General features: G+C 69.0%; 16 protein-coding genes and 1 pseudogene. 11 read left to right on the top strand and 6 right to left on the bottom strand.

What is annotated here, in order from left to right; translation table 11 throughout:
* Positions 1–234 precede the first annotated feature (234 nt).
* Positions 235–438, top strand: coding sequence for a hypothetical protein (locus ACFU5K_RS24385; protein WP_384065248.1), 204 nt, complete (start codon positions 235–237; stop codon positions 436–438).
* Positions 439–872: 434 nt separating this feature from the next.
* Here ACFU5K_RS24385 and ACFU5K_RS24390 read toward each other — a convergent pair whose 3' ends face one another.
* Positions 873–1,529 (bottom strand): ScbR family autoregulator-binding transcription factor, encoded by a 657-nt coding sequence (locus ACFU5K_RS24390; RefSeq protein ID WP_384065250.1) that lies wholly within the window; start codon positions 1,527–1,529, stop codon positions 873–875.
* 485 nt (positions 1,530–2,014) lie between these two features.
* On the opposite strand from ACFU5K_RS24390, the gene ACFU5K_RS24395 reads away from it, so the two are divergent.
* The 3 genes from ACFU5K_RS24395 (at position 2,015) to ACFU5K_RS24405 (ending at position 5,668) form a co-directional block, all read left to right on the top strand.
* A complete protein-coding gene (locus ACFU5K_RS24395) occupies positions 2,015–2,695 on the top strand; it encodes an HAD family hydrolase (RefSeq protein WP_384065252.1) in 681 nt (226 codons plus the stop codon).
* A gap of 468 nt (positions 2,696–3,163) precedes the next feature.
* On the top strand, positions 3,164–4,075 hold the full coding sequence (locus ACFU5K_RS24400) for a hypothetical protein (protein ID WP_384065254.1): 912 nt from the start codon (positions 3,164–3,166) through the stop codon (positions 4,073–4,075).
* A gap of 378 nt (positions 4,076–4,453) precedes the next feature.
* Positions 4,454–5,668, top strand: coding sequence for a glycoside hydrolase family 3 N-terminal domain-containing protein (locus ACFU5K_RS24405; protein WP_384065256.1), 1,215 nt, complete (start codon positions 4,454–4,456; stop codon positions 5,666–5,668).
* Positions 5,669–5,777: 109 nt separating this feature from the next.
* On the opposite strand, the gene ACFU5K_RS24410 is transcribed toward ACFU5K_RS24405, so the two are convergent.
* On the bottom strand, positions 5,778–7,910 hold the full coding sequence (locus ACFU5K_RS24410; protein ID WP_384065258.1) for an alpha-galactosidase: 2,133 nt from the start codon (positions 7,908–7,910) through the stop codon (positions 5,778–5,780).
* A gap of 180 nt (positions 7,911–8,090) precedes the next feature.
* Between ACFU5K_RS24410 and ACFU5K_RS24415 the strand changes: the two genes are divergently transcribed.
* The 7 genes from ACFU5K_RS24415 to ACFU5K_RS24445 all read left to right on the top strand — a co-directional run bounded on the left by ACFU5K_RS24415 (position 8,091) and on the right by ACFU5K_RS24445 (position 18,272).
* Positions 8,091–9,278 (top strand): ROK family protein, encoded by a 1,188-nt coding sequence (locus ACFU5K_RS24415; protein ID WP_384065261.1) that lies wholly within the window; start codon positions 8,091–8,093, stop codon positions 9,276–9,278.
* On the top strand, positions 9,275–10,585 hold the full coding sequence (locus ACFU5K_RS24420) for an ABC transporter substrate-binding protein (RefSeq protein ID WP_384065263.1): 1,311 nt from the start codon (positions 9,275–9,277) through the stop codon (positions 10,583–10,585). Before ACFU5K_RS24415 ends, ACFU5K_RS24420 begins: the two co-directional genes overlap by 4 nt.
* A gap of 60 nt (positions 10,586–10,645) precedes the next feature.
* Positions 10,646–11,620: a carbohydrate ABC transporter permease gene (locus ACFU5K_RS24425; protein WP_384065265.1), complete on the top strand. Its 975-nt coding sequence runs from the start codon at positions 10,646–10,648 to the stop codon at positions 11,618–11,620.
* Complete coding sequence (locus ACFU5K_RS24430; protein ID WP_384065267.1) at positions 11,617–12,537, top strand: carbohydrate ABC transporter permease; 921 nt, start codon at positions 11,617–11,619, stop codon at positions 12,535–12,537. The genes ACFU5K_RS24425 and ACFU5K_RS24430 overlap by 4 nt, the downstream gene beginning before the upstream one ends.
* A 55-nt stretch (positions 12,538–12,592) precedes the next feature.
* Positions 12,593–14,422 carry an alpha-galactosidase D gene (locus ACFU5K_RS24435; RefSeq protein WP_384065269.1) on the top strand — a complete coding sequence of 610 codons (1,830 nt, stop codon included), beginning with the start codon at positions 12,593–12,595 and terminating at the stop codon, positions 14,420–14,422.
* Positions 14,423–14,595: 173 nt separating this feature from the next.
* Entirely contained in the window at positions 14,596–17,034 is a 2,439-nt protein-coding gene (locus ACFU5K_RS24440) for a glycoside hydrolase N-terminal domain-containing protein (protein ID WP_384065271.1), read from the top strand.
* On the top strand, positions 17,031–18,272 hold the full coding sequence (locus ACFU5K_RS24445) for an SGNH/GDSL hydrolase family protein (RefSeq protein WP_384065273.1): 1,242 nt from the start codon (positions 17,031–17,033) through the stop codon (positions 18,270–18,272). The genes ACFU5K_RS24440 and ACFU5K_RS24445 overlap by 4 nt, the downstream gene beginning before the upstream one ends.
* 291 nt (positions 18,273–18,563) lie before the next feature.
* Here the strand turns inward: ACFU5K_RS24445 and ACFU5K_RS24450 are convergent, their stop codons facing one another.
* The 4 genes and pseudogenes from ACFU5K_RS24450 to ACFU5K_RS24465 form a co-directional block, all read right to left on the bottom strand.
* Positions 18,564–21,497 (bottom strand): hypothetical protein, encoded by a 2,934-nt coding sequence (locus ACFU5K_RS24450; protein WP_384065275.1) that lies wholly within the window; start codon positions 21,495–21,497, stop codon positions 18,564–18,566.
* A gap of 2 nt (positions 21,498–21,499) precedes the next feature.
* On the bottom strand, positions 21,500–23,347 hold the full coding sequence (locus ACFU5K_RS24455) for an HSP90 family protein (RefSeq protein ID WP_384065277.1): 1,848 nt from the start codon (positions 23,345–23,347) through the stop codon (positions 21,500–21,502).
* 66 nt (positions 23,348–23,413) lie between these two features.
* Positions 23,414–24,403, bottom strand: coding sequence for a hypothetical protein (locus ACFU5K_RS24460; protein ID WP_384065279.1), 990 nt, complete (start codon positions 24,401–24,403; stop codon positions 23,414–23,416).
* 304 nt (positions 24,404–24,707) lie between these two features.
* A pseudogene (locus ACFU5K_RS24465) lies at positions 24,708–24,815 on the bottom strand (glyoxalase); the annotation flags it as partial.
* Positions 24,816–24,961 lie beyond the last annotated feature (146 nt).

Raw genomic sequence — 24,961 nt, forward strand, 5'->3', positions numbered from 1 at the left:
CAGCAGGCGTGGATCAACGACCCGGCCAAGCGCCGCGAACCCGCACCACAAACCTCATAGCATCACGACCGTCTCACTGGACTTGAAATCTTCCGTGTCCGCCGCCTCGTGGTCTATGACGGTGTCTGGTGTTGGACTGTACGGCAGCGGATGAGGCCGGACTACGCCGGCTGCCTGCTGACGCTTTCTCTCTTCCCGGAGGTGTCAGCGAACGGCGTCCGACGCCGTTTGGCCTTGGCCTTTGCCCCGGGCCCGGACAGAATCGTTTCGAACTCGCACTTCGAGGCGGGCACGGTCGTACGCCTCCCGGACCGCACCTGGTTCAACCTCTACGAGCCGGAGACAGTCAGACGCCTGCTCGGCGCCGCGGCACCTGCTCTGACCACCTGGCCGGCGGTGCAGAACCTGGAAGTGGACGGCTGGCCCTACCTCCCCTGAAGTCATGGACCGCGCCCTTGCTGCCGAGTCCCGTCGTTGATCTTACGAGCGCTTCGCCCGGTGGGAAACCGACAACACGTGGGCCCAGTTGCTGCAACGTGTTCAAGTTCGCGACGCCACCACAAGGCCCGCAACGTGTTCGTGCGACGCTTCAACACCACAAGCAGTTCCGCGCGATCGCGAACCTCTGCAACAGGCTCGCCGTCCGCTGCCAGTCCGGACCGCGCCTGGCCTCGCTCGTCCAAAGGCTGGCCCGCAATCCCTGGCGGGCGCGCTAGGAAAGCAACGGCACCTCGCCGCGTTGCCGGAACACCCGGATACATCCAGTATGCAAGCGCCCTGAGCCGTGCGATGCACCGTATCTGACGTCGCACACCGATCCGCCAGGGAGAGGGGTCAGCCCTTAGCAGTCTCAGCGATCGGAACTCGGGGGCCTATCCCGGATACCGCTTCGACGGGCCTACCGGTTGCTTGGGAATCCGTGTCTTCGCCCGGTCGATGAGTGGACCTGGGTCGGGGTCCGGTTGAAGGGATCTGAGTACCAGCTGCCACCACCGGTCCAGCCGCTCCCCCCACCTGCCTGGCACCTCGTCGGCCAGGGCGCAGTGTCCGTAGAACGCGCAAACGAGCGTCACGGCCGCAGCGGACGGCTCGACGTCTGCCGCGAGTTCGCCTCTCGCGCGGGCCTGAGCCAGGAGCCGGGTGGCCGCCAGCACCCAGGCGCCGAACGGTGTGGGCACAGGGGCCTCAATGCCATGGCGTTCCGCCCACAGCCGTGCACCGGCCCTCGCAACGACATCTTCGCTGAGGGACCGCCCCACACCGAAGCTGAGGGCAATCAGTTTTTCCAGGGGCGGAACACCAGGCGCGGTATAGGCGGCGACGAGCTGCGGCCAGGTGGCGAACTGTTCGCGGATCACGGCCAGGGCGAGCTTCTCTTTACTGGAGTAGTGGAAGTAGATCGCTCCACTGGTCTTTCCCGAGTGGTCACTTATGTCATTGATGCTCGTTCCCACGTATCCCCGTTCGACAAATAGGTGTGCCGCGGATTCCAGCAAAGCCCTGCGGGTCGCACGCGCCCTGTCCTGCACTTGTTCCCCTTTCGATCAGATGTGCCAATGATGCGACAGGAAAGGCCACGCCCCAAAGGGTGCAGTCGCATCGCGCGAAGATCCTATTATTCATCTTTCGCGTGCGCGTGTGAGCATCTCCGCACCCCTTTGAAGAATCGTTTCGGAGGAGACGGGGCCGGACCCAGCTCCGATCCGAAGCGAAGAAAACCCCACCTCACCAGGCACTTTGAGCGCACTGCGCCCCTCAGATCCGCTCCTCCGAGTGCACGCCCGGGAAGACATCGGGCGGCGCTCAGAGATTCCCCATGCACTCGAATTGGTGATTGCGGAAAATGAAGTGCCAAATTAACGTAACGGTCACGATGTTTTGGATGGGCCGACGTGCCGGCCTGCGTCGACGCCGGCGTTTCCGCCTATTCCGCCTATGCATCGGCTATCCCAGCCCCCGTGTGCGCGGGCCCGTCACCGAACCGGTCGGCGCAACCTCTGAGAACGGCAACTACGTGACAGCTCATCGGATCCTCTCCTGGTCCCCCTCCGCCGTCGTCTTCGACTGCGACGGGACCCTGATGGACACGGAACGACACTGGCAGGAGGCCCGGAACATCACGTTTCGGATCTTCGGCCTCAAGCCACCCGCAGGGTTCGCCGACCGGGCCAAGGGCGTGCACTACACCGAATGCGGTGCGCTCATGGCCCAGGAGACCGGAAAACCAGATCTTGGGGAGGACATGGCCGACACCCTTCTCGGCACCTTCACCAGGCTGGTGGACCAGGATCCCGTCACCATGCCGGGCGCCGCCGCACTGGTCCGGCTGGCTGCCGCTCACCGCCCTCTCGCCGTAGCGAGTAACTGCCCCCGGACAATGGTGGAAACGTGCCTGCGCCGGGCCGGGCTCCTCAACTGCTTCGACCACGTCGTAGTCGCAGGCGAACAGGTACGGCCCAAGCCGGAACCGGACGTCTACGAAGTGGCCGCCGGCCTCTGCGGCGTACCACCCGAGGAGGCCCTGGCCGTGGAAGACTCGCTGACCGGGATGGAGTCGGCCCGCCGGGCCGGCCTGCGGGTCATCGGCATCGGGCAGCGCCCGCCGGGGCCGGACGCGGAGAAGGCCGACCTCTGGGTCGCGAGCCTCGCCGACCCCGAGCTACTGACCTGGGCCCACAGCCAGTTCGGTGCATAGAGCCAAGCCGGCCCCTTGGTCGATACGGTCACGAAGACCGCCGCAGCACACAGTTCCCCCGTCGCCACCCACCGACGGGGGAACGCATGTCTCACATCGCTCACCAACACCGACGACTCTCCTGAATCACACCGGCGTGACCTGCGCACTTACCTGGCATGTCGTCAGTGTCGGGACGGCATCGGGGCTGACCTCACCGAGTACGCCACAAGGCTCGCGGGCATCGTTCACCACGCAGTCTCGGTTGCCCGCACCTGCTCGCAGCAGCAGCGCCAGGGGTCGGCCCGGCTCATCTCGTCGCACGCGCCGTCGGAGACCTGATCATCGATTAGACTGACGCGACAAAGTTATGCATGTCCAACGGAGGCGTAGAGATCGCCTCACGCGTTCCACGGCCGGCACATGCACCCGACGCGCCAGCTACTTCCATGTCCATCCCCGGCGTAGCCCGACCCGGAGTCTGAGCGGATGTCTCACTCGCTGACACCCCATGACAAGGGGAACTTGCCCGTACTCGGCGCGCCCCCGCTGATCCGTCTCGACGCGTACGTCGCCGAGGACGGGTCGACCGTGGTCAATGGCCATCTGCTGAAGATGGGCGGCATGCGCCCGCCCAACGAGGCGATCCTTGATGCCGTCGCCATGTTCGCCCGCACCCTGGGAGCTCCGGTGGCGGCGACCGTCATCGACCGCAGTGTGCGGCAGATCGCGCGAATCCGGGTGTACCCCGACGGCTCGAGCCGAACCATCGCCGAGGATGAGGACCTGCCACCCGGGCGTGAGCGAACCGTCGCGGAGGAGGAGACGTTTCCTCCGCTCGCCCGCGTCGAGAGGATCATCCAGCACGCGCAGCGCGAGGAGCTGCACGCCGCGTTCGTCCTCGCCGGCGCACTGCGGGAGCACCTGACGCTCCGCCGGGGTGCGGAAGACGAATTGTCGCTGGAGGCCAGGGCGATCGAGGCGTACCTCGCCTATCTCCGGGGCGACTACTTGATCTCCACCGTTCTCGCGCTGACGGTCGCGCGCATCCGCTGCACCACCGATCTGAACAGGGCCGTGCCCGAGGTAGCCCGCGCCACCGCGGCGTGGCAATGCCTGGGGGACGAGGGCCAGATAGCAACCCGGGGCAAGGAACTGCTCCACATGTGGGAGCGGTTGTCCGCAGAAGGCCTGCTGCGAGAGCCGTCGCACCACGCCATGGCCGAGGCTGTGCGGAGCCGGATCGAACAGGCCGGCCGGCATGTGGAAGCACCGGCTCCCGCTTCCACGCCGGCCCTGGCCACACCTCAGGGCGTACTTGCCCCTGAGGACAAGCCGCTCAAGCCCACACGAAGAGGACTGCGGCGCTTCACCAGGCGGCCGGGCCGTGCAGACGGTTGAACCAGGACCCCACCCGACACCACCACCAGGACCCCGCCGCCAGGAGTACTGGGGATCGCACGTCCGGGAGGCCTACGTGAGGCCTGCGAGGCGCGCCGTCGGACACAGAAGCCGTCGACCCGACGGGGTCCGCGGTCTGCTGATTCCACCATGCGGAAGATTCCGGACAAGGTCGGCCGGATATCTTCGCCGTCGGGACCTCCTGGCGCCTGCACTGCCGTCGGCCGCACTGCGTGCGGGGACGGATGGCATACGTGCCTCCCGCGCCTGTGCGGGGCGAGCGGCACCTGATCGATGCGGGTTAAATGGTCAGGTGACCGCCATCGACGGCCGAGCAAGGAGTGCCCGGCCCGGGGTCGGTACCGGAAGGGGTTCCGTATGACTTTGCGTCCGACGCTGTCTCGTGGCTCGAAGGTGCGGCAGGCCGTGTGGCCTGTCCCGCTGCTGACGTTCTCGCTGGTGGCAGCGGGCCTCGGCGTCTCTCAAACCTCGCAAGCCGTGTCGACGGATCCCGTGTCGGCGCGCAGGACGACTCAGGCCGCGTCCTGCGTCGACACGGTCTTCGCCGGAATGACCGGCCCGCAACGCGTCGGCCAGCTCTTCATGGGGGGCGTCAATGCCTCGAAGCCGGACCAGAAGCGGATCGAGGTGCTGCGCAAGTACCACGTGGGGTCGGTGTTCCTGGCCGGACGGAGCAAGTCCGGCACGAAGGCGACCAAGTCTTTGGCCGACAGTCTCCAGGCGAAGGCTGACACCGTGGGCGGGCATCGGGTGGGCCTGCTGGTCTCCACCGACCAGGAGGGCGGTCAGGTCCAGGTGCTGTCCGGCCCCGGGTTCTCGACCATACCGAGCGGACTCACGCAGGGAACCTGGTCCACATCGAAACTCCGTAGTTCGGCAGCCGCGTGGGCGAAGCAGCTCAAGGCCGCCGGCGTGAACCTGAACCTCGCGCCCGTCGCCGATGTGGTGCCGTCCAGCCTGGGCAGGAACAACGCTCCGATCGGCCGGTACGACCGCGAGTACGGTCATACCGCCGCGACCGTCGCGCCCCACAGCACCGCCTTCGCCGAGGGCTTCGCCCAGGCCGATGTGCTGGCCACGCTCAAGCACTTTCCGGGACTGGGGTACGTCCGCGGCAACACCGACACCACGGCGAACGTGGTGGACTCGGTGACCACCAGGAGCAGCGCGAGCATCACGCCGTTCCGTACAGGGATCAAGGCGCACGCGCCGTTCGTCATGGTCTCGCTGGCCACCTACAGCAAGATCGACCCGAAGCACAGGGCGGTGTTCTCCCCCACGGTGATTCAGGAGATGCTGCGCAAGTCGCTCGGCTTCACGGGAGTCGTGATCTCGGACGACCTCGGCAACGCGGTGGCGGTCAAGTCCGTACCGCCGGCTGACCGCGCCGTGAAGTTCCTGTCCGCCGGCGGCGACCAGGTCCTTACCGTGGAGCCCAACCTGGTCCCGGCCATGGCCAAGGCCGTGCAGACCCGGATGGCCGCCGACGCGACCTTCCGCGCCAAGGTGGACAAGAGCGTCCACCGGATTCTCGCCTCGAAGCAGAAGGTCGGCATGCTGCAGTGCGGCTGACCCCGGGGTGACCGCGACCGCGGCACGGCACGAGCGACACCGACGACGCCGCGGCGTGCGGTGTCGGTGTCGCTCCCGAGGCGGAAGAGCGCCGCTGGGCCGACGGGCGTCAGGGGGACACGCGCAGCAGGTGGATCGCTGTGCTCGCCCAGTCCCCCGCCGGCAGCTCCAGCGGCAGCCCGTGCTCCATCAGGACGGTCGCGTGGTGCGACACACCGGTCGCCATGTCCCGGTAGACCGCCGACGCGTCGAGACCGGCGAGATGGACGGGGAACTCTGGCCGCCCCCGGCGCGGCGCCCTCTGCCATGCGAGCACCAGGGCCTCCGCCCGGTCGGAGGAGGTGTACTGCACGACCGCGGGCCCGTCGTCCACGGGAGCCCGCAGCCTGTGCTGGACGCCGTGCTGCACCAGATGACGGACCTGCTTGTACGCCGCGACGAATCCGGCTCCTTCGGCGATCTCCTCGTCCGACCATCGGGTGAGGTCCCCGCCGACGGCCAGGAGCCCGGCCGTCGCAACATGGAAGCGGAACGCCAACGGCACCGTGCGCGCGGTGAGTTCGTTGGGTACGTCGGTGACCCACGCGGCCATCGTCGAAGCGGGGTAGAGCTGGCTGTAGCCGTGCTGGATCGCGATGCGGTCGGCCGCGTCGGTGTTGTCCGAGGGCCACACCTGGTCGGTGCGGGAGAGGATCCCCAGGTCCACTCGGCCGCCGCCGCCGCTGCACGCCTCGATGCGAAGCCGGGGATGGTCGGCGCGCAACCGGTCGATGACGCCGTACAGGTTGTGGACGTACGCGCCCCACAGGCGGTCGTCACCGTCGGGACCGGACGGGCCCGCCTCGCTGAACGGCCGGTTCATGTCCCACTTGAGGAAGTCGATGCCGTTGTCGGCGACCAGCGCCGTGAGCCACGTGTACGCCCAGTCGGCGACGTCGTCCCGGGCGAAGTTGAGCACGAGCTGGTTGCGCAGCTCGGTGCGCGTGCGGTGCGGGAAGTGCAGGACCCAGTCCGGGTGGGCGCGGTAGAGGTCGCTGTCGGCATTGACCATCTCGGGTTCGACCCAGAGGCCGAAGAGCATGCCGAGGCGGTGCACCTCGTCGACCAGAGGACCGAGGCCCTGAGGAAACCGGTCGGGCGACGGGGTCCAGTCGCCGAGGCCGGCCCGGTCGCTGCGCCGGGCGCCGAACCAGCCGTCGTCCATGACATACAGCTCGGCCCCCAGCTCGGCCGCTCGCGCCGCCAGGGCCATTTGACGCTTCTCGTCGATGTCGAAGCCAGTGGCTTCCCAGGAGTTGTAGAGGACGGGACGTGTCTCGTCCGGGTGCGGCAGGACGTGTGCACGGGTGTAGGCGTGCCAGGCACGGCTCGCGGCACCGAAGCCGCCTTCGGTGCGGAGCCCGGCGAAGCGCGGCGTGGTGTGTGTCTCGCCGGGCTCAAGGCGCAGGGCCGTCGAGTCGTGCCCAGCACCGCCGGTGAAGCCTGCCCGGCCGTCGGAGGTGCGCTGGGCGGTGATGCGCCAGCTGCCGCTCCATGCGAGGGCGGCGCTCCACACCTGGCCGTACTCCTCGCTCGCGTCGCCGTCGTCCAGCATGACCCACGGGTTCGCGTGGTGACTGGAGATCCCGCGCCTGCTCGTCAGCACGGTCTCCCCGAACGGCAGCTTCTCACGCCGGAGTTGGGTTTCAGCGGCCCACTGACCTGTGACGTGGCTGAGCCGGTGGTCGGTGCGCGGCGGCAGGGTCCAGGCTGCCGAGTCTGCCCGCAGCAGGACGATGTCGTCGGTGCCGGTGTTGAGCAGGGACGTCCAGCGTTCGATCACATCGCTGTCCTGATGCACGCGGTAGTGCAGCACGATGCCGAGCCGGTAGTGGCGGTCACGGAAGACGAGGTCCAACTCCACTGAGCCACTGGGTGTTTCACGGATGTCATGGCGGACGGGCATCCACTCGACAGCGCGCGTGCCGTCGGCGAACCGCACCTGGAGCGAGGGCACCCCGTAGCGGGCACCGCCGGCGACGGGCAGCTCCTCGCCGACCGGCGGGCGGCCCTCGAAACTGCTGGCCTCGTGGTCGAGCGCCTGCGGCCGGGCCGCGATCTCCCGCGCCTCGTCCAGCGTCAGCCTGCCGCCCCAGGCCACGTGGCAGGGTGCTCCGGTGCTGTCGATCCGCACCGCGTACGAGGTGTTCGGGGTGTCGAGCAACCACAGGCGGACGTCCGGGGCGTAGGAGATCTGGGGCATGGACGTCCTCACGTTCGGGGGTAGCACTGTGACGGCAGGTAGCCAATCCGCCCTTCGATCCGTTGTCAAGTGCCTGCTCACAGGGGACTTTCGCTCGACACAGGGGTGATCAACTCCTGTTTCGCAGGACTCCTGCTTTTTTTATTGACAGAGGAAATTAAGTCACCTACGTTTCCGGCCATGTCAACGACCGACCAGGTGGAGGCGTTTCCGGCGGCCACTCCCGCCGCAGCCCTGATCTTCACCACCGTGCTCTCGCAGGGTCCGCTCTCCCGTGTGGAGCTCGCCCGGCGGACCGGCCTCTCGTCGGCCGCGGTCACCAAGGCCGTACGGCCGCTCATGGCTGCCGGCTACTTCGTCGAGGCCGTCGACGACAGCACCCCGCCCGCCGTCGGCCGGCCGGCCAACCCGGTACGCGTGGACGGCGGCAGAGCACTCTTCATCGGTGTGAAAGTGACGGCGGACGAGGTGATCGCGGTCCTGGCGGACCTGTGCTGCCGTATACGGCTGGCGCGCCATGTGCCGCTCACCGGTCGTGAGCCGGAGTCGGTCATCGCCGTGATCACAGAACTGACGGCGGAGCTGAGGGTGGAGGCCGAGGGGTTCGGCGTGTCGGTCCAGGGGCTCGCGGTCGCCGTGTCAGGGGACGTGGACCGGGCAGCCGGAGTCGTCCGCTACTCGCCGTTCCTCGACTGGCGTGACATCGCCCTCGCCGATCTCACGGCGGCGGCCACCGGACTGCCCACCACCGTCGACAACGACGTACGGGCACTGACGGTCGCCGAGCAGTGGTTCGGCGCCGGAGTGGGACTGTCCGACTTCGCCCTGGTCACCGTCGGCGCCGGCATCGGCTGCGGTCTGGTGGTCAACGGGCGGGTGGTCGCCGGGGCACACGGCATCGCCGGGGAGATCGGGCACCTGCCCATCGACCCGCGCGGCCCGCTCTGCCACTGCGGCAATCGCGGCTGCGTAGAGGCGATCGCCTCGGATTCGGCCATCGTGCGCCGCATACGGCGAGACACGGGCCGGCCGCTGGCAGGCCCCGCGCAGGCACTCGAACTCGCGCACAGCGGGGATCCGGAGGCCTGCGAGGCGTACGCGGCCGCCGGCGCGGCGATCGGCCGGGCGATCGGCACGGTGGTCAACCTGCTCGGCCCCGAGCGAGTGATCATCTCGGGCGAAGGACTCGCGGCGTACGACCTGTTCGCCGCCCACATCAAGGAAGCGTTCTCCGCGACCGCTTTCAGTACCGCAGATCAGTGCGACGTGGTCACACGTCCGCTGCCGTTCGAGGAGTGGGCGCGCGGGGCCGCGGCCACCGCGATCCAGACCTTCACAGGGTCAGACACCATCCAGGAGAAGCGATGACGCAGCAGAGCCGCATACCCGCCGCCGGTGGTCCGAGACGACGCAGTGTCGTCAACGGGCTGATGGGAGTGGGAGCCACCGCACTCGCGGGGCCCGCCCTGGCGGCCTGCGGCGGTCCTCCCGCAGGCGACCCGAAGACCGTGTCCTTCGGGTCCAACGGCGCCGACGCCACCCCGAAGAAGGCATACGCAGCCGTCACCAAGGCCTTCACCGGTCAGACGGACCTGAGGGTCAAGACCAACACGGTCGACCATGACACCTTCCAGAAGAGCATCTCCAGCTACCTGCAGGGCACTCCGGACGACACCTTCACCTGGTTCGCCGGCTACCGCATGCAGTACTTCGCGGAGAAGAAGCTCGCCGCCCCGGTCGACGACGTGTGGGAGACCATCGGCTCCGGATACAGCGAGGCGGCCAAGCAGCTCTCCAAGGGCACCGACGGCAAGTACTACTTCGTTCCGCTGTACAACTACCCGTGGGCCGTCTTCTACCGCAAGAGCGTCTTCAAGGAGCGCGGCTACACGGCGCCGGCCACCTGGTCGCAGTTCGTCGCGCTGGCCAAGAAGATGAAGAAGGACGGGCTCTCGCCCATCGCGTCGGGCTACGGCGGCGGCGACAGCTGGTCCATCCTCGGCGCCTTCGACTACCTGAACCTGCGTGCCAACGGCTACGACTTCCACATGGACCTGATGCACGGCGGCGTCGCGTGGAGCGACAAGCGCATGAGCAGGGTGCTGGACCTGTGGCGTGAGATCGCTCCGTACTACCAGTCGGGTGCCGGCGGGCGCTCGTGGCAGGACGCGGCGCAGTCGCTCCTCGAGAAGAAGTCCGGCATGGCCGTCATCGGTCTCTTCCTGGGCCAGCAGGTCACCGATCCGGCGCTGCGCGACGACATCGACTTCTTCCCGTTCCCCGAGATCGACCCGGCGCACGGGATGGACAGCGTCGAGGCTCCCACCGACGGTTTCATGCTCAGCCGCAAGCCGAAGAACGCCGAAGGCGCACGGAAGTTCCTCGAATTCCTCGGCAGCCCCGAGGCGGAGAACATCTACATGAGCGTCGACCCGAGCAACGTCGCTGTGCACAGCAAGGCCGACACCAGCAAGTACAACGCGCTGCAGAAGAAGTCGGCCGAACTGATCGGCGCGGCCAAGCACATCACGCAGTTCAGCGACCGGGACAGCGACCCCGGGTTCATCTCCACCGTCGTGCTTCCCGGCCTGACGCAGTGGCTCAGCCACCCCGACGACGGGGCGGCGACTCTGAAGAAGATCGAGTCCCAGCGCGCTCGCTTCTTCTCCGCCTGATCCGCTCCCGATTCCCGAGTCGCCACCCCGTCGACCCCCGCCCGAGGGACGCCCACCCCTATGTCTTCCACACTCGAAGCACCGAAGGAGCCGGCCACGCCGGCCGCTCACCAGGTGCCGGCCCGACCGGGCAGGCCGCGCAGGCTGAGCCTGCGCGACAGGCTGTTCCTCGGCGTCATCGTCGGTGTGCCGCTGCTGGCCCTGCTGGTTTTCGTCTGGCTGCCCGCGCTCGCCTCCTTCGCGCTCTCCTTCACCAGTTGGGACGGCATCTCGCTGTCCGACGTCGACTGGATCGGCTGGGAGAACTACCGCGAGATCTTCACCAACTACCCGCCGTTCTGGCCGGCCGTCCAGCACAACGTCATCTGGCTGCTGTTCACCGCGCTGCTGCCCACACCGTTCGGCATATTCCTCGCGTACCAGCTCGACCGGAAGATCCGCTTCACCCGGATCTACCAGACCGCGATCTTCCTGCCCATGGTGCTGTCCCTCGCGGTGGTCGGTCTCATCTGGGAGATCATCTACAACCCGGACAACGGGCTGCTGAACGGCATCATCGGTGCGGTCTCTCCCGGCACCCACATCGACTGGCTGTCCGACCCCGACCTCAACCTGTGGGCGGTGCTCGTCGCGTCCGCGTGGCGTCACACCGGCTACATCATGATCCTCTACCTGGCCGGGCTGAAGGGTTTCGACCCCGCGCTCAAGGAGGCCGCGGCGCTCGACGGCGCCAATGGCCGCCAGACGTTCCTGCGCGTGGTCTTCCCCGCGCTGAAGCCGGTCAACATCGTCATCCTCGTCGTCACGGCCATGGAGTCGCTGCGCGCCTTCGACATCGTGTACGTCCTGGGCGGCGGGATCGGCAGCAAGCCAGGTATGGAGCTCCTCTCCCTGCTGATCACCGACAACATCGTCGGCGAGACCAGCCACATCGGCTACGGCTCGGCAATCGCGGTGATCATGCTGCTGGTCTCGCTGACCGCCATCTGCACCTTCCTCGTACAGAACTTCCGCAAGGACAAGGAGGAGGAGTGACCGCGACCGCCACACCTCCGGCCGCCCCGCCACGGGCACCGCACGGCACACCCGACGCGAAGCGGTCACGCCCCCGCCGTCAGACCGGCCGGCATCTCTTCCTCGCCGGCATCTCCCTGCTCTGGCTGGTGCCGCTGCTGTGGGCGATGTACACCTCGCTCAGGCCGTACGAGGACACCGCCGCGAACGGTTACCTCTCCTGGCCCAGCAGTCTCAGCCTGCAGAACTTCACCGACGCCTGGGCGCAGTCGGGCCTCGTGCACTTCTTCTGGAACTCGGTGCTGGTCACCGTGCCCGCCGTACTCGGCACGCTGTTCTTCTCCGCCGCGGTCGCCTTCTACGTCTCACGCTTCGACTTCCGCTGGAACATCGCGCTGCTGATGCTGTTCACCGCGGGCAATCTACTCCCCGCCCAGGTGCTCATCACCCCGCTGTACCGGCTGTACCTCCAGTGGAACCTGCCGGGCTTCCTGAGCGACTCGTACCTGCTCTACAACTCCTACTGGGGCATCATCGCCATCCACATCGCCTATCAGTGCGGCTTCTGCACCTTCGTGCTGAGCAATTACATGAAGACGATCCCCAAGGAGATCACCGAGGCCGCTCTGGTGGACGGCGCCCCTGTCTGGCGCCAGTTCTTCCAGATCGTGCTGCCCCTGTGCCGCCCGGCGTTCGCCGCTCTGGCGACGCTGGAGTCCATCTGGATCTACAACGACTTCTTCTGGCCGCTCGTACTGATCGAGACCGGTGACAAGCGTCCCGTCACCTCGGCGCTCGCGAGCCTGCAGGGTGAGTACTTCACCAATCCCAACCTCATCGCGGCCGGCGCGCTGATGACCGCGATTCCCACACTGATCGTGTACTTCGCGCTCCAGCGCCAGTTCATCAGCGGCCTGACGATCGGCGCGGGCAAGTAGCCGCGTTCCCCACCGCACCTCCCCTCTTCACCGGACAGCAGGAGGCCATTTCCCCATGCGCCCATCCACCCGCACCGCAACGAGAACCCTGCGCGCCGCGCTCGTTCTCGCCGTCACAGCAGGCCTCGCGGTCGCCGTGCCGGCGACGGCCCAGGGCCGAGGCCAGGCCGAGGACCAGGTGTCCGCGGTCAAGGACGCCGGCACCGGCACGGCCGTCGCCGAGAAGCCGTACATGGGCTGGAGCAGCTGGAGTCTCCAGACCACCAAGTACCCAGGTGTCAACACCAAGGGCAGCTACAGCTACCTCACCGAAGACAATGTGAACAAGCAGACGGACGCCCTCGCGTCCAAGCTGAAGAAGTTCGGCTACGAGTACGTCAACATCGACGCCGGCTGGTGGCGCGGCTGGGACTGGGCTCCGGAGTTCGACGAGTACGGCCGCCAGAAAGCGGACACGGAGCGCTTCCCGAGCGGGATGAAGGCTGTCGCCGACCGTATTCACGGCAAGGGCCTCAAGGCGGGCATCTACCTCCCCGTCGGCCTCGAGAAGGAGGGCTACGGCGAGGGCAAGCTGCGGATCTGGAACACCGACGACTGCACCACCGGGGACATCGTCTACAGCGACCTGCGGACGACCAACGGCTGGGACAGCTCGTACAAGATCGACTTCTCGAAGCCGTGCGCGCAGAAGTACGTCGACTCGCAGGCCCAGCTCATCGCGGACTGGGGATACGACTTCCTCAAGCTCGACGGCGTGGGCCCCGGCTCGTTCAAGAGCGGTGACAACTACGACAACCGTGCCGACGTCGCCGCCTGGCAGAAGGCGATCAAGAGCACCGGGCGGTCCATCCACCTCGAGATCTCGTGGTCGCTCGACATCGGCCACGCCAAGGACTGGCAGGCCACGTCCAACGGGTGGCGCGTCGACACGGACGTCGAGTGCTACTGCAACACGCTGGTGTCGTGGGAGAACTCGGTCGAGGACCGCTGGCGTGACACGCCCGGGTGGACCCGGTACGCCGGTCCCGGTGGCTGGAACGACCTGGACTCCATCAACGTCGGCAACGCGGCGATGAGCGGTCTGACCAAGGCCGAGCGGCAGAGCTACATGACGCTCTGGGCAATCGCCAAGTCCCCCTTGTACAGCGGTGATGACCTGACCAAGCTGGACGACTACGGCCTGTCGCTGATGACCAACCGCGACGTTCTGCAGATCAACCAGCAGCCGGGCCGTCCCGCCAAGCCGGTGACCTCCGTCGGCGACGAGCAGGTCTGGGCGTCCCGGAACCCCGACGGCACCTACACCGTCGCCCTGTTCAACCAGGGCGACTCGCCCTCACCCGTGACCGCGGACTGGCAGGCACTCGGCTTCACGGGTAAGGCCTCCGTACGTGACGTGTGGAACCGTGAGAGTCTCGGCCGGTTCAAGGACGGCATCACACAGGCCGTACCGGCCCACGGCTCGCGGCTGTTCACCGTGACCCCGCAGGGACCGGAGCTGCGGACCACGGCGTACGAGGCGGAGGCCCCGGCCAACGTCCTGTCCGGCTCCGCGTCGGTCGCCGGCTGCGACGAGTGCTCGGGCGGCAAGAAGGTCGGCAACCTCTACGTCGGCGGCAAGGTCCAGTTCACCGATGTCGTCGTCGGCAAGGCGGGCCGCTACATGGTCAAGGTCGCCTACACCTCGGGCGATCCGCGGTCGGTCGGCATCTCCGCCAACGGCAAGGCTCCCGTCGCCACCGCGTTCCCCGCGACGGGCGGCTGGTCGGCGGTCGACTCGATCAGCGTGCCGGTCACGCTGAAGGCGGGCAGCAACACCCTCACCTTCGACAGCGGTGACGGGTACTCGCCGGACATCGACAGGATCGACGTGCCGCGCGTCTGACCCCGCAGCGTACGAGCAGGAACGATCCGGGGGCGCGTCGTCTGCGGCGCGCCCCCGGCCCATGCCCTGACCCCTGCGGCACGCAGTCCGTGCCCCCTCTTCTCGCCACCGCACCTCCCGTCCCCGCACCTCCCGTCCGCGTACCCCATCGTTCGCAGGAATGGAGTTCTTCCGTGTACGACCAGCAGCCGAACAGACCCTCGCAGGCCGGCCCGAGCGAGAGCCCGGATCCCACCCGCCGTCGCGTTCTCTCGCTCGCCGCCGGCGTCGGTGCGCTCACCACCCTCGGTGGCCTGCCCGCGTTCGCGGCCACCGCTCCGCCGGATCGACCCGCGGCCTCCCCCATGCTCGCCCATGACGAAGGCTCCACGACCCGGATGTGGTACCGGGCCCCCGCGGGCGCGACGACGATGCTCGAACGGGCCCTGCCCGTCGGCAACGGCCGTCTCGGCGCGCTCGTCGGCAACGACCCGGGCCACGAACTCCTCTTCGTCTCCGACGCCACGATGTGGACCGGCGGGATCAACGACGAGCTGGAGGCCGACGGCCAGTTCCCTTACGGGCGGGCGGATTTCGGCAGTCTCACGCAGCTGGCCCATGTGACGATCGAGATCCCGGACCACGATCTCGGATCGGTCAACAGCTTCCGCCGTGAGCTGGACGTCGAGCAGGGTCTGGTCCTCTCCGGATACACCCGGTCGGGCGTCACCTACGAGCGCCGGGTCTTCGCCAGCCACCCCGACGATGTGATCGTCGTCCACTTCTCGCAGCGCGGCGGCGGCCATTACACCGGCACGATCTCGCTCGACGGCACACACGAGGAGCAGACGTCGGCGGACGCCAGGAAGAACACCCTCTTCTTCGGGGCCAAGTTCGCCAACGGACTGCGTTACGGCGCAGCTGTCACCGCGCGGAGCAGCAGCGGTTCGGTCTCGACGAGCGGTTCCCGCATCGACTTCACCCGGTGCGCGGATCTGACCGTCGTCATCAGCGGTGGATCGAACTACGCCGCCGACTCCTCCGCCGGCTTCCGCGACCCGCACCTCGATCCGGCCGCGCTCGCCAGGACCAAGGTGCTGACCGCTGCGGGCAACTCCTCCACCTCACTCCTGCACACCCATGTCGCGGATCACCGTGACCAGTTCGGGGGCATGAGCATCTCGCTGGGTACCTCGACGGCGGAGCAGCGGGCTCTCGACACCTGGGAGCGGCTCAAGTTCCGGACTCAGCAGGACGTTCCCGATCCCGAACTCGAAGCGCTGTACCTTCAGTTCGGACGCTACCTGATGGTCAGCAGTTCACGGGACGGCCTGCCTGTCGCCCTCCAGGGTCCGTGGCTGGACGGCAACGACCCCGACTGGATGGGCGATTACCACACCGACATCAACATCCAGATGAACTACTGGATGGCCGACCGGACGGCACTCTCGCGCAACTTCGACGCCTTCACCGAGTACTGCCTCGCACAGCTTCCGGTCTGGTCCGAACTCACCCGGACCCGGTTCAACGATCCGCGCAACCGGTTCCGCAACTCGTCGGGCAAGGTGGCCGGCTGGACCGTGGCGTACTCCACGAACATCCACGGCGGGCTCGGCTGGTGGTGGCACCCGCCGGGCAACGCCTGGCTCTGCAACTCACTGTGGGAGCACTACGAGTACACGCGGGATCTCGAGCATGTGAAGAAGATCTACCCCATGCTCAAGGGTGCCTGCGAGTTCTGGCAGACCCGGTTGGTGGCCATGACGGTCACTGACGCGGGGACCGGTGAGAAGCGCGAGGTCCTCGTCGCCGACAACGACTGGTCGCCGGAGCACGGCCCCCAGGACGCGAAGGGCATCACGTACGCGCAGGAAGTGGTCCACCAGCTGTTCAGCAACTACCGGGAGGCCTGCCGGCTGCTCGGCAAGGACGCACAGTTCGCCAGGACGGTGGCGGGGCTTCAGGACCGGCTGTACATGCCGGAGGTCAGCCCGAAGACCGGCTGGCTCCAGGAGTGGATGTCCCCGGACAACCTCGGTGAGACCACGCACCGCCACCTTTCGCCGCTGGTGGGACTGTTCCCCGGCGACCGCATCCGTCCCGACGCCTCGCCCGCCGCTCTGGTCAAGGGCGCCACCGAACTCCTCACCGCCCGTGGCATGGAGAGCTTCGGCTGGGCGAATGCCTGGCGCGCCCTGTGCTGGGCGCGGCTGAAGCACGCGGACAACGCGTACGCACTGGTCGTGAACAACCTGCGGCCTTCCGTCGACGGCAGCAACGGCAGCTCGATGAACCTCTTCGACATCTACGAGGTCGAGAAGGGCCGCGGGATCTTCCAGATCGAGTCCAACTTCGGCACCCCCGCCGCGATGATCGAGATGCTGCTGTGTTCGCGGCCCGGGCACATCGAGCTCCTTCCGGCGCTGCCGGACGCGTGGGCACGGTCCGGCTCGGTCACCGGTATCGGCGCGCGCGGCGGGTTCGTCGTTGATCTGAGCTGGCGCGACGGAAAGGTCCGTGAGGCGAGGATCCGCAGTGTCGGCGGGCGCGGCACGAAGGTCACTGCCGGCGGCCACTCGCGCGACGTGGACATCCGGCCCGGGACGGCCGTCACCCTTCGGGACTTCGCATGAACGGGGCAGCACGCCGCATCGCGCGCCTCGGTCTGATCGGCGCCCTCGCGCTCGGGGCGACGCTTCTGGGGCCGGTCCACGTCCCCTCGGCCGGCGCGTCCGGGACTTCCGTCCCGCCTCCTCCGCCCGCGAAGGCGGTCGTCACCTGGGCGGCGAGCGCCGACCGGCTGGGGGACGCGGCCGGCGACCGGAGCTACCGGCTCGTCCTGCGGACCAGCGTGGGCGGCAAGGGGCTGCGGGTCCGGGTCTCCAACGCCTTCGGCGACCGTCCCCTCGTCATCGGCAGCGCGTACGCGGGGCTGCGCGACAGCGGCGCCCTGCTGCGCCGCGGCAGTAACAAGAAGCTCGCGTTCGGCGGAGAGGATTCGGTGACCCTGGCGCCCGGCGAAATCCGCTACAGCGATCCGTTGCCCGGCAAGGTCGCTGCGATGAGCGATCTGGCCGTGAGCTTGTACGTACGTGACGCGGGCGGCCCGGCGAGCGGGCACGGGATGGCCATGCAGACGTCGTACGCCACGAGCGGCGAGCATGCTGCGGACGAGAGCGGCGCAGCGTACGCGGAGCGGCTGGGGTCGTGGTTCTACCTCGACGCGGTCACCGTGGACGCGGACCGGGGCGCCGGTGGCGTGGTGACGCTCGGGGACTCCATCACGGACGGCTGGCAGTCGAGCACCGACAAGAACCTGCGCTGGCCCGACTATCTGGCGCGACGGCTGCACGCCTCCACGGCAGGCACGGTGAAGGGCGTGGCGAACGCGGGGATCTCGGGCAACAAGGTCCTGGCCGACGGCGCCGCGCAGAGCGCGCTCAAGCGTCTCGACCGTGACGTGCTGTCGCTGCCGGGTGTGCGGACCGTCGTGCTGTTCGAAGGCGTGAACGACATCAAGTCGCACGCCGGTGTGACGGCCGCCGCGGTGACGGCGGGATACCAGGAGATCATCGACCGGTCGCACGCGGCGGGCCTCTGCGTCGTGGGCGCCACCGTCCTGCCGTTCAAGGGATGGTCCGAGTGGGACCCCGAGGCGGAGGCCGTACGCGCCGAGGTGAACGAGTGGATCCGCACGAGCGGGGAGGTCGACGCCGTCGCGGACTACGACAAGGTGCTGCGCAGCCCGTACGACGCGCAGCGGATCCTGCCGACGTTCGACGGCGGCGACCACCTGCACCCGAACGACAAGGGAATGCAGGCGATCGCCGACTCGGTGGACCTGAAGGCCCTGGAGTGCGACCGCGGTTGACGAGTGTGGCGGCGAGGCGGTCCTCGCCGGGCCAGGGACGGCGGGAGACGGGGCAGAGCCCCGGTCCCGGGGCCCGGCGAGGACTGCCACGCCGCCACGAACCCGCGGGAGCCGGTCCCGGCGCGGCTCTTCAGCGAAGGTGTGCCGTGGCGACGTGGATCCTGAAGGCACAGGCCACGTTCCCGTCCTGACCGGCCGACGGTGACGGTCTCCCAGGCCGTCGGGCCTGACGCGGCGGAGCGCCGCGCGGTGCAGGACGGGCCCTCGCCCCGTCCTGCACCGCGCGCCATGTCACTTCTCGTCGCGCAGCCTGGCCGCCAAGGCTGTCAGGGGCTCAGCCTCGTCGGCGTGGCCGAGGGTGGTCAGGCGTGAGACGGCCTCATCGAGGCGGGTGAGCGCGGGGGCGGGGCGTTCCAGGTAGATGCCCTCCACGGCGCCCGCGAGCCGGACGCACTCGGCCCACTCGCCCGCGCGGTCCTCGTCCGCGGGCTCGCCGACCAGGGCGAGAGCCTTCTCCAGCGCGGCCAGGGCGTTCTCGTACTCACCGGCGTAGGCGTAGACCCGCCCGTGTTCGTAGGCCAGGGCGGTGTCCAGGGAGCGGCCGTGTGCCTCGTACTCGGCGGCACGGGCCTCGTCGGCGATCCTGCCGGCGTCCGCGAGACGTCCGAGTGCCCCGGCCAGGCCATCGGCGCCCTGCTGCTCGGCCTGGAGCCGTGCGAGTTCGCGCAGGCCGTTGCTGAGGTGTTCGTAGCGCGGTGCCCGGGCGTGGGCGGCGACTGCCTGCGCCGCGGCGTCGCCGGCCCGGTCGAACTCACCGGACTCGCCGAGGAGCACGGCTGTCTCCACGGCGATCATGGCGTGGCTCCCCGGGTCGTCGTCCCAGCCGGCCGACTCGGCTGCCAGGGCTACGAACTCCACGACGGCCGCCTTGAGGTCGCCACCCGAGTGCAGGGCGCGAGCGCGGGTCAGACGCAGCTGAGCGAGGAGCCGGTCGTCCAGCTCGCCGGCGGCGGCGTCCGGTTCGGCCAGGAGGGAATCGAGCAGGGCGATGCACTCCTCGATGCGGCCGAGGTCAAGACTGAGCTGCGCCGCGTTGCTGTACGCGCAGTACCCGTCGGTGCGGCGGCCACGGCGCAGCTCCACCTCCGCCGAGCGTGTGAGGTGGCGCAGAGCCTCCTCGGGGCGGCCGAGGTGCATGCACGTCTCCGCCAGGTCGGCGTGGAGGCGAGCGGTGTCGATCACGTCGGCCGGCCAGTCGGCTGCCAGTCGCAGCCCCTCGGACAGGTTCGCGTGCGCCGCTTGCGCGTCACGGAGCCCGAGCTGGAGACGACCGCGCAGTCCGAGCGTACGGGGCAGGTGCCAGGCGGGGCCGTGTTCCTTCAGTCGGTGGAGCAGAGCGTCGATCTCGGTGACCGCGGCGGGGAGATCACCCGAGATGGCGTGGGTGCTGGCCCGCAGCATCAGGGCGCCGGAGATCTGCGAGAGGTTGTCGTGCCGGGCGGCGAACTCCTGGAGCAGGTCCACCTCTGTGAGGACGGGCGTGACGTGCCCGTCGCGCCCCGACGTCTGGAGGCGCAGGCCGAGCGCGGTCGCCCGTAGCCGCAGCAGACGGGCCTCCTGGTGGGGGGCGAGGTCCGAGGTGGTCTCCTGGTGCAGACCGACGACGGCCTCGTGGGCGGCGGTCAGCGCGGCGGCCTGTGCCTCCGCCCCGTCGGTGCCCTCCACGGGGATCTGCGCGGCGGAGAGCAGGGCGCAGGCCCGGGCGACCGCTGCCTCACCAGGCATCCCGGCGTCCGCGTACAGCCCGGCGGCCTCGTCGAACAGGCCTGCGGATTCGGCGTACTCGTCCTTCTCCCCGGCCCGGTTCGCTTCGTCGGCCAGCAGGTCGGCGCGCAGCCGGACGAGCGGGCCGACGGCCGGATCGTCGGGGTGGGTGTAGTCCCGGGCTGCGGCGAGTGCGCGCAGCCGTGCCCAGCAGGCCTGTGCGTCCGGGTGTCCCTGCTCCTCCAGCGTCCTTGCCCGGGCGATGAGTTCGGGCACCGTCTCAGGGACTGCGACAGCCGTACGGGCGGCGTGCGTGGCAGCAGGTGCCTCGGCGACGGCGTCGTCGAGGCTCCGGGTGCGCAGGGTCAGCTCCAGCGTGTCCAGGAGCGGGGCACGGTCGAGGCGGGCCTTGCGGCGGTCGGTGTGCGCCGAGGTCTCGTTACGGGCGTCGAAGCGCGCGGCGAGGCCGTCGGCGCGTCCCCGCACCTCGGCCCGCAGGCCGGCCACCGTCCAGGTGCGTCCCGCGTATCCGGCCGCGGGCAGCTCACCGTGGCCGAGGTGCTCGACGCGCTGCAGGAGCACCTCGACGCCGGTGAGGAAGTCGCACAGGTCCAGCGGCGACTCGACCTCGTCGAGGAGACTCCGGTTCTCGGCCAGCAGCTCCAGCCCGCGCGCCTCGTTGCCGGTCAGCGCGCAGAACTCCAGGTGACGGCCGACCTCGCCCGCCATGGAGGGGTTGCGGCGGCAGCGGCGGTAGCCGGCGAGGTGGAGTTCACGAGCCCGGTCGGTCCGGCCCGTCCGCAGCAGGGGCAACAGCGCGTACGAGACGGAGCGGGCGGGCTCCTCCTGACAGGATTCCTTGCCCGCCAGGACGGGTTCCCAGGCTCGCAGTGCCCGTTCGTCGTCTCCTGCGGCCAGGTGGAAACGTGCCCGCTCGCAGATCTCGCACGCCTCGCAGTCACTGAGCGGGGTACGGGCCCGGCCCGCCCACAGCTCGTAGGCGAGGGCGGTGTCCTGACCTGCGTGGGCGGCGAGCTGGTAGGCCTGCCCGTAGTAGGGCTGGAGGGCGAGTCCTGCCTTCTCGTACCGTTCACGCATCTCCGTGAGCCACTGGCTCAGGCTGACCAGCGGTATCTCGGGCAGCTGACGCAGGGCGTTGGCCACCCACTTGAACCGCCAGAACAACGTGCGGCGCAGGCGTTCGTCGAAGACGTCGGGCTGCTCGTCGAAGAGGGTGAGCAGCCGGGCGAAGACGACGGGCGACTTCCGGGGCTCGGAGCCGTAGGTGTATGCCTCCTGGAGTTCGAACAGCGCGTGCACGAGCGCCACGGTGTCCCCGAACTGCTCTGCGGCGTCGACGAGTTCCTCGGCAGTGACGGTGCGCGTGCGACCGTAGGGGAGGCGGTCGTTCTCCTGGAGTGCCTGGTACAGCTCGTCGGTGGTCTGGGGTGCGGTCGGCATCGTCAGCTGTCCTTGCGCAGTGCGTGGGCGAGAAGGTCGAGGAAGGAGCGGTTGATGAGGCTCGACTCGGAGGGCCTCAGCGGGCGCCGGGACAGCAGTGCGGCCTGCCCGTAGAGGGCTTCGGCACTGGTGCGGGCCAGCTCGGACGCGTCGATGGCCACGGCGGTGCGGACCAGCGGGTTCAGCTGGTTGAGGATCAGCTGAGCTCTCGGTGCCTCCTGGCGCAGGGCGCCGAGGATGTCGCCCCACAGGCCGCCGTCCTGCTCCCGGGCGAGCTGGGAGCGGGTGCGCTCGTGCCGTGCCTCGCGGCTGTCCATGAGGAGGGCGGGGGCGGAGGCGGGCTGGAAGGTACGCAGCGCGACGTCGCAGTCGAAGACGGCGAGGGCCTCGCGGGCCAGGGCGAGGTAGGCGGCGGCAGCCAGTTCCGTCTCCCGGTCGACCGGGTCGAGGTGGGCGGTGAGGGTCGCCGGGTCGAGGTCGGCGACGCTCGTCTCCGGCCTGATCTCGGGCAGCCGGTGGACCAGTTCACGGTCGTAGGTGTAGCCGCCGTTGACGACGCCGAGCCCGGCGGCCGAAGCGATCGCCGCGACCTGCCGGAACTCCTCCACGCTCGACGTCACGAGGACGGTGCGGTGGGCGCGCGCGAACGCGTCGAGGGTGGTGTGTCCGTCCGTGGTCTCGAACGGCAGCCACGGCAGCAGCATCCGCATGATCTCGTTGTCGTGCACCGCGAGCGACTTGACGGCAAGGTGATGCGCCTGGAGGAAACGGTTGAGCAGGTCCGGATCGCTGGCGGCCGCCCGGGCGATCCAGGCGCGAAGCCGCTCGGTCAGGGCGTCGCGTACGGCGGCGAGCGTGTCGTCCTCGTACAGGGACTCGCGGGACGCCGTCGGGCGCAGACTCTCGGCGTCGACGACGCACCGGACGAAGAAGGCCCACTCGGGCAGGATTTCCTCCGCCTGTTCGGACAGCAGCATGCCCTTGACGTGTACGCGGTGGCCGTGTCGGCGTCCGGCCGGCACCGCCTCGGGCAGCACGCACGCGATGCCCTTCAGGCCCACGGCCGGCAGGTCCAGATCGATGGTGTCCAGCGGCGTGAAGCCGAAGACCTCCTCCCCGTACGCGGCGAGTGCCCGCGAACGTGCCCCGGGCGTCGGGTACGTACGCGCCCAGGGTGCGGGCTCGGGGTTGACGGATGCGCCCGGGCCGCCCGTGCCGTCGTCGAAGGTCACCGGGTGGCGCAGCAGGGCGCCGAAGTGCCGTGCCAGTGCGTGCACCTTCACCGGCCGGGTCCACTCGCCCGCGTCAGCACGCGGTGTCAGTGTGACCGTGGTGCCGGGCCGGGGACGGGCGGACGCGGGCAGGGTGCGGATGGTGTAACTGCCGTCGCCGCGCCCCCGCCATTCCACAGCGGGTGCGTCAGGGGTGCGCGCGGAGCGGCTCACGACATGGATCTCGTCCGCGACCAGGAAGCAGGAGAGCAGGCCGATTCCGAACTGACCGATGAAGTCTCCGCGTTGCTCCGCGATCCGCTCGGCGCGCTTGCTGCTGCGGCCGATCGTGGCGAGGAAGGTGTGCACTTCGGCCTCGGTGAGGCCGACGCCGTCGTCCTCGACACGGACCACCGATCCGTCGGCGTACATGCGGATGCCAAATGCGTCCGCGGGTGCGTCGGGTTCGATGCCGTGCCGAGCGGTCAGTGCGTCGACCGCGTTCTGCAGGAGTTCGCGGAGATAGACCCGCGGGCTGGAGTAGAGGTGGTGGGAGAGGAGATCGACGAGGCCGCGCAGATCCACCTGGAAGGTGTGGTCAGCGCCGGCCGGGTTCGTGGCGGTGTCGGGCAGAGTCATCGGGCAGTCCGGAGTGGGAGAGGTGGCAGAGGCCGGTGGGCGGGGCGGGATGCGGGCTGAGTCAGCTCAGCCGCGGCGGCGGGAGTGCCGGGCGAACTGCTGCTCGGGCTCCGCCATGTAGGTCCACGGCCAACTGGTGTACGCGCCGTCGAGTGCACGGAAGACCCGCTTGGCCGCGTGGCGCTCGTCGGCGAGCGACAGGGCCATGGCGAACATGTTGAAGTCGTGCTGCCAGCCCGGGCGCCGCTCGTAATCGGGGTGGAGGATGCTGTGCTCGGCCGCTTCCCGCAGCTCCGCCTGGATCCGGGGGGTCTCCAGACACTCCTGGGTGTCCGACTCCACCCAGTCCTCGATGTGCGCCATAGCGATCACGCAGCCCAGGCGGTGCCCCTGCGGAGTGCGGGCCATCGCGTCACGGGCGAACTCCATCCCCTGGCCGGACTCGCCGCCCCAGCGCGGCTGCAACTGCTGCAGCCATTCCACATGGATGTCCAGGCTCAGCGGATCGCGGCGCATGGCGGCGTCGAACCGGGTCTCGTTGACCGCGAGACCCAGCGACATGCCCCGGCCGGAGGTGAGCAGGTGGCGCCACGGCGTCACCCACTCCGGGCGAAGCTCCGCAGCCTCGAACAGATGCTGTTCGGCAATGTGGAGACGGTCGTGGAAAACCCGCCACTGCTCCCGCGTGACGTTCACCGCGCGGGCTGCCGTGCGTGCCTCCCAGCCCCAGGTGACATGCCGGGCCCCCGATATCAGAATGGCCGTCGCGCGGTGTTCCTTGTCCTCCTCGACGGCACGGCCGATCCAGTCCTGCAGGCCGTCCCAGTTGGCGAGTTCGCCGAGGACCCGCTGGTCATGACCCACGTCGAAGGGTGCCAGCGCAGCCTTGAGCGCCTCCCAGTCACCCGCGTCGGCCGCCTCCAGCAGTGCCAGCACCCGGCCGTCACCGAGGGCGCGCAGCGTGTACATGCCGTTCTTCTGCCTTCGCGGAACAGGTAGGGCGTGCGGATCCGTCGACGGTCTCTCCCCGCTCCTGTCGAACAGCCTGCCGAACATGCCGCGCCCTCCCCTGGTCCAGCGTGATCATCGGGTGCAGCATAAGCGGCGCCACCGACATCGCGTCCACAGGGTATTCACGCTTGCTTCACGCGTCATAACCTCTTCTCGCCGTGCCGACGGACAGGCGGCTTCCCCGCGCCGCCCTGGGGCAAGTGACCCTGCTTCGAACGGCGTTCCAGCCGAGGCCGCTCTGCCTGAGGTCCTGGCTCAACCGGCCCGATAACGTACGTCCCTCACGCGAAGCCCGAGACGAGCCCGCCCATCTCCCGAGCGAACGTGGGGGCCGCGTCACCGCTGTGGCTCAGCGGCCCGGGAATCGCTGCGTGATCTCCTGGAGCACCCAGCCGTTCCCATCCGGATCACTGAACGTGGCGTAGGAGGCATAGCTCGCACGGTCAGGATGCGGACCGAGTCACCGCCGATCACCAGCGTCGCGCACGCGGTCAAGGCCAGGATCACCACGAGGGCGTGGCGCCGGCCACGCTTCGCGCGCACGTCCGGGACCTGCCGCAACCTGCTGACCAGCTCGGACTCTACTACTGCCGGGTCAGTGGC

Origin of the sequence: Streptomyces sp. NPDC057428 (assembly GCF_042803195.1) — a bacterium.
Taxonomy (GTDB): domain Bacteria; phylum Actinomycetota; class Actinomycetes; order Streptomycetales; family Streptomycetaceae; genus Streptomyces.

Coding starts and splice junctions, on each gene's coding strand:
- ACFU5K_RS24460 (WP_384065279.1), bottom strand. CDS start 24,403: ATGTTCGGCAGGCTGTTCGACAGGAGCGGGGAGAGACCGTCGACGGAT.
- ACFU5K_RS24410 (WP_384065258.1), bottom strand. CDS start 7,910: ATGCCCCAGATCTCCTACGCCCCGGACGTCCGCCTGTGGTTGCTCGAC.
- ACFU5K_RS24420 (WP_384065263.1), top strand. CDS start 9,275: ATGACGCAGCAGAGCCGCATACCCGCCGCCGGTGGTCCGAGACGACGC.
- ACFU5K_RS24425 (WP_384065265.1), top strand. CDS start 10,646: ATGTCTTCCACACTCGAAGCACCGAAGGAGCCGGCCACGCCGGCCGCT.
- ACFU5K_RS24405 (WP_384065256.1), top strand. CDS start 4,454: ATGACTTTGCGTCCGACGCTGTCTCGTGGCTCGAAGGTGCGGCAGGCC.
- ACFU5K_RS24435 (WP_384065269.1), top strand. CDS start 12,593: ATGCGCCCATCCACCCGCACCGCAACGAGAACCCTGCGCGCCGCGCTC.
- ACFU5K_RS24450 (WP_384065275.1), bottom strand. CDS start 21,497: ATGCCGACCGCACCCCAGACCACCGACGAGCTGTACCAGGCACTCCAG.
- ACFU5K_RS24400 (WP_384065254.1), top strand. CDS start 3,164: ATGTCTCACTCGCTGACACCCCATGACAAGGGGAACTTGCCCGTACTC.
- ACFU5K_RS24445 (WP_384065273.1), top strand. CDS start 17,031: ATGAACGGGGCAGCACGCCGCATCGCGCGCCTCGGTCTGATCGGCGCC.
- ACFU5K_RS24455 (WP_384065277.1), bottom strand. CDS start 23,347: ATGACTCTGCCCGACACCGCCACGAACCCGGCCGGCGCTGACCACACC.
- ACFU5K_RS24415 (WP_384065261.1), top strand. CDS start 8,091: ATGTCAACGACCGACCAGGTGGAGGCGTTTCCGGCGGCCACTCCCGCC.